Origin of the sequence: Candidatus Erwinia dacicola, from assembly GCF_001756855.1 — a bacterium.
Classification (GTDB): domain Bacteria; phylum Pseudomonadota; class Gammaproteobacteria; order Enterobacterales; family Enterobacteriaceae; genus Erwinia; species Erwinia dacicola.
This window is the reverse complement of record NZ_MAYS01000115.1, coordinates 1-7,098: the sequence shown is the minus strand read 5'-3', so window position 1 is coordinate 7,098 and position 7,098 is coordinate 1. Positions and strand designations below refer to the sequence as shown.

Annotated in this window: 6 protein-coding genes and 2 pseudogenes; 7 read left to right on the top strand and 1 reads right to left on the bottom strand. The window is 49.4% G+C overall.

Annotated elements, in window-relative coordinates; translation table 11 throughout:
* Positions 1 to 162, bottom strand: a 162-nt coding sequence (locus BBW68_RS15640; RefSeq protein ID WP_148127526.1) for a helix-turn-helix domain-containing protein, incomplete at its 3' end; no start/stop codon positions are given.
* A gap of 467 nt (positions 163 to 629) precedes the next feature.
* Here BBW68_RS15640 and BBW68_RS03600 point away from each other — a divergent pair.
* From BBW68_RS03600 to BBW68_RS20500, 7 genes and pseudogenes are all read left to right on the top strand, one after another.
* Positions 630 to 1,196 (top strand): fimbrial protein, encoded by a 567-nt coding sequence (locus BBW68_RS03600; protein ID WP_070134029.1) that lies wholly within the window; start codon positions 630 to 632, stop codon positions 1,194 to 1,196.
* Between the two features lie 40 nt (positions 1,197 to 1,236).
* Positions 1,237 to 1,935 (top strand): fimbrial biogenesis chaperone, encoded by a 699-nt coding sequence (locus BBW68_RS03595; RefSeq protein WP_070134028.1) that lies wholly within the window; start codon positions 1,237 to 1,239, stop codon positions 1,933 to 1,935.
* The gene (locus BBW68_RS03590; protein WP_186821258.1) at positions 1,901 to 4,453 is read left to right on the top strand and encodes a fimbria/pilus outer membrane usher protein; all 2,553 of its coding nucleotides are present in this window, start codon (positions 1,901 to 1,903) and stop codon (positions 4,451 to 4,453) included. The genes BBW68_RS03595 and BBW68_RS03590 overlap by 35 nt, the downstream gene beginning before the upstream one ends.
* Position 4,454: 1 nt before the next feature.
* Positions 4,455 to 5,777, top strand: coding sequence for a fimbrial protein (locus BBW68_RS03585; RefSeq protein ID WP_070134027.1), 1,323 nt, complete (start codon positions 4,455 to 4,457; stop codon positions 5,775 to 5,777).
* Positions 5,774 to 6,478: a fimbrial biogenesis chaperone gene (locus BBW68_RS03580; protein ID WP_070134026.1), complete on the top strand. Its 705-nt coding sequence runs from the start codon at positions 5,774 to 5,776 to the stop codon at positions 6,476 to 6,478. Before BBW68_RS03585 ends, BBW68_RS03580 begins: the two co-directional genes overlap by 4 nt.
* Positions 6,471 to 6,657 (top strand): annotated as a pseudogene (locus BBW68_RS15635) (IS256 family transposase); the annotation flags it as partial. The gene BBW68_RS03580 and the pseudogene BBW68_RS15635, both read left to right, overlap by 8 nt.
* 147 nt (positions 6,658 to 6,804) lie before the next feature.
* Positions 6,805 to 7,098: pseudogene (locus BBW68_RS20500) on the top strand (transposase zinc-binding domain-containing protein); the annotation flags it as partial.

Here is a 7,098-nt window from a genome sequence, read left to right as displayed (position 1 = left end):
CGCAGGCTGGTAGCCATCTACAGAACGATTACGGCGCAGTTCCCGCGAGTCTGTTGACTTACAGACGCCTAACCGGCGACCAATCTCGGCCTGACTAACTTTGTCTTCACACAACAGAGCTATCTGGTATCGTAATCCTTCGGTTAACTGCTGATATTTCATAGTTACTCGCTCATCTTTAATCGGAAGAGCAGGTTAGCTTATCGGTAGCTAACCGTCCCTCCATCTACATGACCGAGCGTTGCTCTTATTATCTGAATTCGCGCACCTCAAAAGCACCATTACACACTAAATCAATAAGTTGGCAGCATTACCCGTTTTTATGGGATTGCAGCATAATCTCTATATTATTCAACAATGCCACTGCGCGCCTGACGCCCACGTATTGCTCATGCGGTAATATCATTATACCACTCTGACTGGCATTAGCAAAAATGAGTAAACCCAATTTTTATAGCAGCATTTGAATTTCATTATCCCCAAGGGGGACAGTAATTTTATTAAATCCATCAATTTTATTTACATATGTGAAAAGTCAACTATCTTTATAGCCGACTTTGTTGAATAATAGGTAATTCTCTATTTATTCAACAAAGCCTTTATAGCCCACAACAATCGGAATGATAATTATGAACATAAAATCAATGCCTAAAATCTGTCTCGTTGCTGCCATGATGATGTCGGCTTCCGCATTCTCTGCTTCAACGGTGACATTTCAGGGAGAAGTAACAGCACAGACATGCAGCATCAGCATTAACAGTACAACCAATGCGATTGTGATGATGCCGACCATTCCACTGAGCGCACTATATACTGCCAGCACAACTACAACTGCGGTGGGTAACAGTGAAGGCCTGACGCCATTTACCATTTCAGTTACAGGCTGTATCTCCAGCGCCAGCGCCCTGACGATGTACCCAGAGTTTCTGGGTACCAGCGTCGATACCACGACATTTGCTCTGGGAAATACGGCCACAACAGACGCCGCCACAGGGGTGGGGATTGCACTTTATTCTGACGCAACAGGAACCAGCCAGATCGATCTGAACGGCGTGACACGCGGTGCGGCTATGACGCTTGCTGCAAACGCAACATCAGCATCCGCAACCTACAGCGCCAAATATATGGCAACCAGCACCACTACGACTGCAGGTAAAGTCATCGGTGTTGCACAATATACCATCAATTATCTCTGATATTCAGGGCTGTTAACAGCAGCCCTTTTTGGATTTATCCATGATAAAAAACATCTTTTTCTTACTGTTTTTTTACGTGAATGCTTCATCTGCCAGTGTGATCATGCTAGGCACACGCGTAATCTTTTCATCCGGCGTTCAAGAAAAAACGGTTCAGTTTACCAACACTGATCCTAACCCCTATATTGTTGAAATTAAACTAACTGGCGAAGATGAACATGTCTCTACAGCAAACCCCTTTATTGTGGTTCCTCCTGTTTTTCGCATTGACCAGCATCAAGGGCAGTCTATCAGGATTATTTCTACTAATGTCACGGAAACGCTACCCCGGGATCGCGAGTCGGTGTTTTATATGAACTTCATCCAGATTCCAGCCGTTAAGTCTACCGATCGCTCACAAAATCAACTGATTATTACAGTTAAAAATCGGGTAAAGATTTTCTACCGTCCTGAGGCGCTGGCTGGGCGGCAAAGTGATGCGTATAAGTCTCTTCAGTTCTCCTTGACAAACGGGAAAATCCGCGTTGTCAATCCGACAGGTTTTTACCTCTCAATCAGTAGGGCACGGTTCGTTAATGGCAAACAGACAGTGCCGCTGGCGAACACGGTAATGCTTGCTCCTTTTTCCTCAACAGAATGGTTAGTCTCTGGATCGATTGTTTCTTTGCGCGGCGGGAAAATACTCATCACGCAGGCAAATGACTATGGCGCTTATGTGGAAAATGAAAGGAACCTGTGATCTACAAAATAGCCCCGTATTTACTCTGGCGCTTTGTTTCGCGGTAATGACTTCCGCTTTACCTTACGCTGCACAGGCTAGGGAAGCAGGTAACACTGCCCCTGATAGCGAGTATTATTTTGATGCGTCGTTGTTCAAAGGCAGTGACATTAATCAGGAGGCACTGGCTAAATTGTCCCAGCCCGATGCCGTACTTCTTGGCGACTATCGGCTCGATGTGTATGTCAATCAGCAGTTTCTGGGCAAATTTTCTGTCATTGTCAAAGCATACGCTGGCAGAGATGTGCCCTGCCTTTCAAAGGCGTTAGTTCAAACCATTGGCTTTAAAAATAACAGATCTGATATCACCAAGAATGAGTCATGCCTTTTTGTTGCTGATATTGAGCCTCAGGCCAGGGCACGACTCTCCATCTCGAATTTCAGAATGGATATTATTGTTCCACAGTCGCTGCTGAACATAAAACCGCGAGGCTGGATTAATCCCGATGAATATGACACAGGAACAAACATAGGATTTGCCAACTATCTGGCAAACTATTATCACGTGTCTTATTCTGGGACGAACGTAAGGAATCAGGATTCAGCCTGGTTATCGCTGAATGGCGGAATTAACTTCGGAACATGGCAGTATCGCCAGACAGGATCGGCGACATGGAGCCAGCAGCAGCAGGCTTCATGGCAGACGATAAGAGGACACGTTCAGCGCCCGCTTCCAGCCATCACCAGCGAATTCAGAGCAGGACAACTTATTACCAACGGTGATTTTTTTTCAGGTCTGAGCTACACTGGCATCAATCTATCGAGTTCTCAGGCAATGCTGCCGGATACCATGCAGGGATATGCTCCTGTTATTCGCGGTATCGCGAACACAAACGCGAAGATATCCGTTCGCCAGAATGGCAATGAGATTTACCAGATAACCGTTCCGCCAGGAGCGTTTAAAATTTCGGATCTCACTCCCACCAGTAACAGCGGTGATCTGCAGGTAGAAGTGACCGAAACGGACGGTGCGGTCAAAAAATTTATCGTACCCTTTTCTGCAATGCCAGAATCCATTCGACCGGGCGTTTCCCGATACAATCTGGCCCTCGGTAAAACAAGGGATATGAATAAAAAAGCCCAGTTTGGCGATTTCATATATCAGCGGGGTCTGACAAATGCTTTCACCGCGAACAGTGGCGTGCGTTTTTCCGAGGGATACATTTCCTCAGTGCTGGGCGGCGTATACGCAAGTCAGCTGGGGGCAATAGGTTCAGACATTACTTATTCTCACGCCTCCATGCTAGGCGGAGAGACCCTCCTAGGGTGGATGAGCCATATTAGCTGGAGCAAAACATTTGCAACATCCGGTACCACCGTGTCACTGGCAAGCTACCGCTACTCTACGACCGGTTATCGTGATTTATCCGGCATTCTAGGCCTGCATTATGACTCACTCAGCGTAGCAAACTGGCTTCAATACGCGAGTGAACAGCGCAAAAGATTTGACGTTACGATGAGCCAGAATATGGACAATCTCGGCAATGTTTTTGTAACAGCAGCGATACAGGACTACCGGAACGGACGCTCACGCGATACGCAGTACCAGGTTGGCTACGGTAAAAACGTTGGCCGAGGTATCTCATTGAGCCTTGCGGTAAATCGCCAGCAGGTCGGAAACTTCGGCACCGGCGGCTCGCGGGAAACAGCAATATCCGCCACGCTCTCCCTGCCCCTGTTTCCTGAAAGTGCACGACGTGCATCTCTAAGCACGTCGTATAACCACAGCAACACGGGTGGCAGTCAGTATCAAACTTCGGTCTCCGGTGCCCTGAATGAGCAGAGCAGTGCGACCTATAGCGTCAGTGCGGCACACGATCAGCAACAGCATCAGAAAACTTTAAACGGGAGCCTGCAGGACCGCCTGCCCAAGGTCACCGTGGGAATTAACGGGTCGACAGGTAAAAACTACTGGCAGGTTTCAGGTAATGCGCAGGGAGTCGCGGCACTACACGCAGGCGGCCTGACGCTCGGGCCATACCTCGGAGAAACTTTCGGCCTCGTTGAGGCAAAAGGGGCCGAAGGTGCTGAGCTGTTCAGCTCTTCGCAGAGCAGAATAGACAGCAGCGGATATGCACTTATTCCTTCAATGACGCCTTATCGTTTTAACAACGTATCCCTTGACCCGACGGGTATGAAAGAGGATGTGGAAATTCTCGACAGTCAGAAACGCGTGGTTCCTGTTGCAGGCGCGGTGAGTAAAGTCATTTTCCGCACCAAAACGGGCACTGCCATGCTAATGAACGTGAGCACGCCGCAGGGAAAAAACTTGCCCATGGGGACGCCCGTATACGATGAAAACGGCGGTTCTGTCGGGATTGCCGGCCAGGGGGGCCAGCTCTATGTCCGGGCTGAAAGGGAAAGTGGCTATTTTACGGTGACATGGAGTGACAGCTCGCGCTGCCGCATTCCCTATTCGCTGACAGACGCTCAACGCAAGATGCCTCTGGTCACTATGACTGTCAGGTGCGAGATTTAATATGAAAATACTGAAAATATTTCTACCTGTTCTGCTACTTTCCAGTCTTGCTGTACTGCCTGCGTGGGCAGCCTGCACCAGCTCAGGGGCCTCACAGACAGAGAACGATCGTACAGCGCTTATCCCCTTTGGCAATGTGAATCTGTTTGACACCCACTTCTCTCCGGTAGGTACATTGCTGGGCAGCGTGACGGTGCCTCCGACAAATTATACCTTCGGCGGCGCGACGGCCTCAACGGTACTCTGGACCTGCGATCAGAGTGATCTGTCCAGCATTTATTTTCTGGTGGCAACTAATGGAGACGATCGCGTTGGCGGATTTTACGATCTCGGCCCCACCGATGGCCTGACCGACATATACGCTACATATTTTGCCTACGTGGGACTGAAGCTGACGATGGACAGTCAGGTGCTTACCCGGTACTGGCAGAAGGTACCGGTAACCAGCTATGCGACATCTGGAACTAAAATTCAGATCCGTCTGCAGGATGTTCCCCCCCTTAACGCGGAGCTTTACCGTATCAGTTCCCTGCCGGGGACCAGCTCAGTATCCTCTTATTGCGGCAATAACAACACAACTGGCAGTGGAATTATTTATGGCACAACCAGCGGTTCCCTTTACAGCTGTACGCAGCCTAATGCCTATATACAACTCAAAGGGCCGGGACTGGTGGCCGATGAAGTGGGTGAGGACAGTGCCTACCATTGGGATTTTTGGGCTTACGATAACGGATTTGGTTATGGCATGCGTGCAGTAAATCGTCTGTACAACACGCCAACCTGCGTCGTGCGCAGCGCCACACCACTAGTATTGTTGCCGACAATAACCGTCAACGACCTGAATAACGGTCTTTCCAGCAGCGCCAATTTCACCGTCAGCGTCGAATGCAGCAACAGCGTCAACTCCGGAACTGCTACCTCACAGACGGCACTGGGATTTCAGGTTTCACCCGGTGCTTACTCCGCTGCAAGCTCACTGGGCCTAGTAAACAGTTCCAGCGGAGTGAGCATGCTGCTTTCTGATAATTACTTTTCGGGAACGTCAGCTCAAGGTGTGGGCATTACCATCGCCTATGCAAATGCGCCCTCCACCCCGCTGACGCTGATTGGACAGAACGGAATCGATCCGATTAACAGCAGCTTTATGGGAAGCAGCGCGGGCTGGTATCCGGTCCTCAATAATGCCTCAGCCACCGGTAGCAGCGCGTCGGGATATACGAATTACTCCTATAACTTCGTTGCAGCGCTAAAAAAAATCAGCGGTCAGACTGTTACCGCGGGTAAAGTCAGGGCAACAGCAACGGTAGTGGTGAAGGTACAATGAAAAAGCTTGCTTTTCTTCTAATCTTTCTGTCGCTGGGCGATTATGCAACAGCTGGTGTAATGCCCTCACGTTCCCGGGTCGTGTATTCGGAAGGTAGCCGGGAGCAGTCGTTAATGCTGGCAAATACCAATGCTTATCCGGTCATTGTGCAGACTTGGATTGACAACGGTGAGGGAACGCCGGATGCCAAGAGTATTCCTTTCGTCAGCGTTCCGCCAGTATTACGGTTTGAACCCCAGGGAATAAAGGGCGTGCGGATTATTTACAATCACACGATGCTTCCGTCAAACAGGGAATCACTCTTCTGGTTTAATATTTACGAAATTCCACCGGAAAACAAAGATGATACCAGAGAGAACAACGTGCTCGTGACGATGAATACCCAGATTAAACTCTTTTACCGCCCTGCCGAGGTGCACATTACGCCAGAAGAGGCGATGCCAAAAGTAACCTGCTTAAGGACTGATACCAGAATGCTGCAGTGTCATAATCCGTCCCCCATACATCTATCGGTGATAGGAGCAAAAATTCATTATGTCAGCGGGAGCATTGGTGTACTTAATACTGACCTTCTAATGAAACCCTTAGCCAGTAATACCCTGAATTTTATTAGGGATATCCCTGACGTATTCAGCGTAGAATTACGCTACGTTAACGACACGGGTGAACAAACGACTTACACGCTGAAAACAGATAAATGATGTCAGTGTAAAAGTGCCGAAGGTCAGAGATCGCAGTGGCAACGGCATACACTTCAACAGCACCTTGCACGCCATATCTGAAGCGAGCTACGTCTGTTGAAGAGCTGCTGCCGGGGCTGTATCTGCGCAGCATTTCTACTGGGGATATCCATGAAGCGCTGTCAGCTCTCCTCGGCGAAAACAGAACAACCAATTTGGTGTCTATTGATCTTTCCTTTTTTGCCATAAATTGGCAATTTTTGAACGTAGCGCCCTTAAGGGCGAGCGTCACAGCTTCGCCGTTCCGGTGCTTTGCATGACTGGAGCTCCGCTTTATACTCAGCTCCATGTATATCCCGCGTCCCGCCAAACTCCTTTTCACCGTCGATGACGGCTGGAACCGCTATCTCGAAAAACATGGCGACAGCGTCAGCCAGTGGACCCAACTCGCCGTTGAGCGCATGCTCGCCTGCGGCACCTGCGCTATGGGTGTGCGCCGCTACTGCTGCGCTTCACCTGGCTTTACCTGACTGTACCCACTCCCGCTTCTTCTGCCAGAGCTGCAAGTCAAAGGCCTGCAGCATGAAGTCCACCGAACAGTGGATTGCTGAGCAACAACACGTCCTGCCCGACTGCGAATG